The organism is Allobosea sp. CER48, assembly GCF_044752385.1.
GTDB lineage: Bacteria > Pseudomonadota > Alphaproteobacteria > Rhizobiales > Beijerinckiaceae > Allobosea.
This window is the reverse complement of the sequence record NZ_JBIWYK010000517.1, coordinates 1-2,013: the sequence shown is the minus strand read 5'-3', so window position 1 is coordinate 2,013 and position 2,013 is coordinate 1. Positions and strand designations below refer to the sequence as shown.

General features: G+C 66.5%; 2 protein-coding genes and 1 pseudogene. All 3 read right to left on the bottom strand.

Features of this window, described 5'->3' with window-relative positions; genetic code table 11:
- A pseudogene (locus ACIPIA_RS15025) lies at window positions 1–118 on the bottom strand (hydroxypyruvate isomerase); the annotation flags it as partial.
- A gap of 113 nt (window positions 119–231) precedes the next feature.
- Entirely contained in the window at window positions 232–1,212 is a 981-nt protein-coding gene (locus tag ACIPIA_RS15020; RefSeq protein WP_400510708.1) for a hypothetical protein, read from the bottom strand.
- A gap of 12 nt (window positions 1,213–1,224) precedes the next feature.
- Window positions 1,225–1,983 carry an FkbM family methyltransferase gene (locus ACIPIA_RS15015; RefSeq protein WP_400510709.1) on the bottom strand — a complete coding sequence of 253 codons (759 nt, stop codon included), beginning with the start codon at window positions 1,981–1,983 and terminating at the stop codon, window positions 1,225–1,227.
- Between the last annotated feature and the right edge of the window lie 30 nt (window positions 1,984–2,013).

Sequence of the window (2,013 nt, the reverse complement as noted above, 5' to 3'; positions counted from 1 at the left end):
GCTCGTAAGGAAACAGGAATTCGACGGCTTCGAAGCCGGCCTCAGCGGCCGCCCTGAAGCGGTCGAGGAAATCCCATTCGTTGAACATCATCGACAGGTTGGCGGCGAAACGCGGCATGAATATCTCTGCAGGCTAGGCAATGCGACGGTGGCAAGCTAGCGCGCGAAGCAGGCCACGTCATGGCCAAACGCCGCAGGGAGGGAATGCGTTCCGCGGCAGCCACCCGATCCTCACTTCCTCTCGGGCCTGGGCGGCGGGTTCGGGTCAGCCGAGAAGCGCCGGAAAACCATGTCTGGCGAGGATGTGTTGTGGCGCGAATGGGTGGTGCGCCCCATCCAGATGTCGGTCGCCTTGCCGCCCGGATAGGACATCAGCGCCTCCTCGCGCCAGCCCTTCGCGCCGGGCTCGCGCAGCGCGATTCGGGCGACGTCGTTGTTGAACTCCGTGACGTACATCGAGCGCAGCGCGACGAAGGGCCTGCCCCCCGTCACCGGCTTGTCGAGCACCGCATCGAGAACCATCCGGTTCTCGTCGACGCTGTCGAGCCTGAGGCTGCCCGCGGAGCCGTCCTTGAAATTCAGCTTGAACGTCAGGGTCTTCGGATCGAACTCGATCTCCCGGATGTTCACCACCGGGCGGCCGTCCTGCTCGATCGGCCCGAACAGGAAGGACGAGCCGTAGGAGGAGAAGCCGAGATGCTCCGGCGGCAGCGGCCGCGCGCGCCAGTAGCCGTCCTGCGGATAGACCACCAGCACCTCGTAGGACTTGTCCTTGCCCAGCTTCCAGAGCTGGACGAGATGCAGCCCCTTCTCGACCCGGTCACCGACGCGGAAGGTCGCATCGGCCGGGCGCCAGAAGGTCGGGAAGGTATACCCGACGAGCCAGTAGTCGATCGTTTCCCAGAAGGTGATGCGGCGCGGCGGCGTCGGAGGCGCGAAGGAAGGGTCGCCCTTCATGTCGCAATTGGCCCAGTCGGCATCCCAGTTGTCGCGGACGAGGCCTGCGATGTAGGCGGGATGCGCCGCCTCGATTTGGAACCGCCGCACCTCCGGCGAGATCGCCTTGACCGTGACGTTGTCCTTCTCGGCACAGAGCACGGGCTCGGATTCGTTCTTCACCTCGACGGCGATGTCGCCTGCCGCGATGGCGGGGCCGGCGAAGGAGGCGAAAATCGTGGCGAAAGCAGCGGCGCGCAGGCGCGAAAACGTCATGAGGCCTCGGTCTCAGCGTTGAAGGATCGCGTAGACATCGCCCGAGTTGGCGGCATGAGGCAAGCCGCGCAGATAATCTCCCATGGCGTCCGCGCTCGCCGGCTCGGCCAGTTCGAGCCTCTGGCTCTCGCCGATCGCGACGTTGAAGCGATAGGGGCCGAGCGTCTCCAGCAGAGCCAGGCAGGCCTCCGCGACCTCGCGCTGGATCGTCGTGAACTCGAAGGAAATGACCGGGACGGCCCTCGTCAGCCCCGCCAGCACATGCGCCTCGAAGCCCTCGACATCGATCTTCAGGAGCTGCGGCAGCCCGTAGCGAAGGATCAGGCGATCGAGCGTCGTGCAGGGCACGGTGATCTCATGGTCCCAGACCTGCCCCTCCCAGCCCCGGGCGCCTTCAGCGGCCCCGATGAAGGCGGCCGAGGCCGTCGAAACCGTCGGATTGGCGCTGTTGATCCGGAGCGCGATCGTGCCTTCGTGGTCGCCGCAGGCAGCCTCGACCAGCGTCACCAGCGGGTCGCGGCGATGGATCAGGCGGACGACGCGGGCCGGGCCCGGCTGCGGCTCGAGCGCGACGACGCGGGCGCCGAGCCTGCGGAAGGAGGAGATGCGGTCTCCGACATGGGCACCGATATCGAAGGCAAGGTCGCCCGGCCCGAGGAAGGCGCCATACAGCTCGTCCATCGCCGCATGCCGCTGCTTGTCGCCATGGTAGATGCGCAAGGAGCGCGAGAGCGCCTTCACCGTTCCCTTGGGATAGGCGATGGCGTTCATGCCCTTTCCCCTTCGCAGATCGCGGCCAGC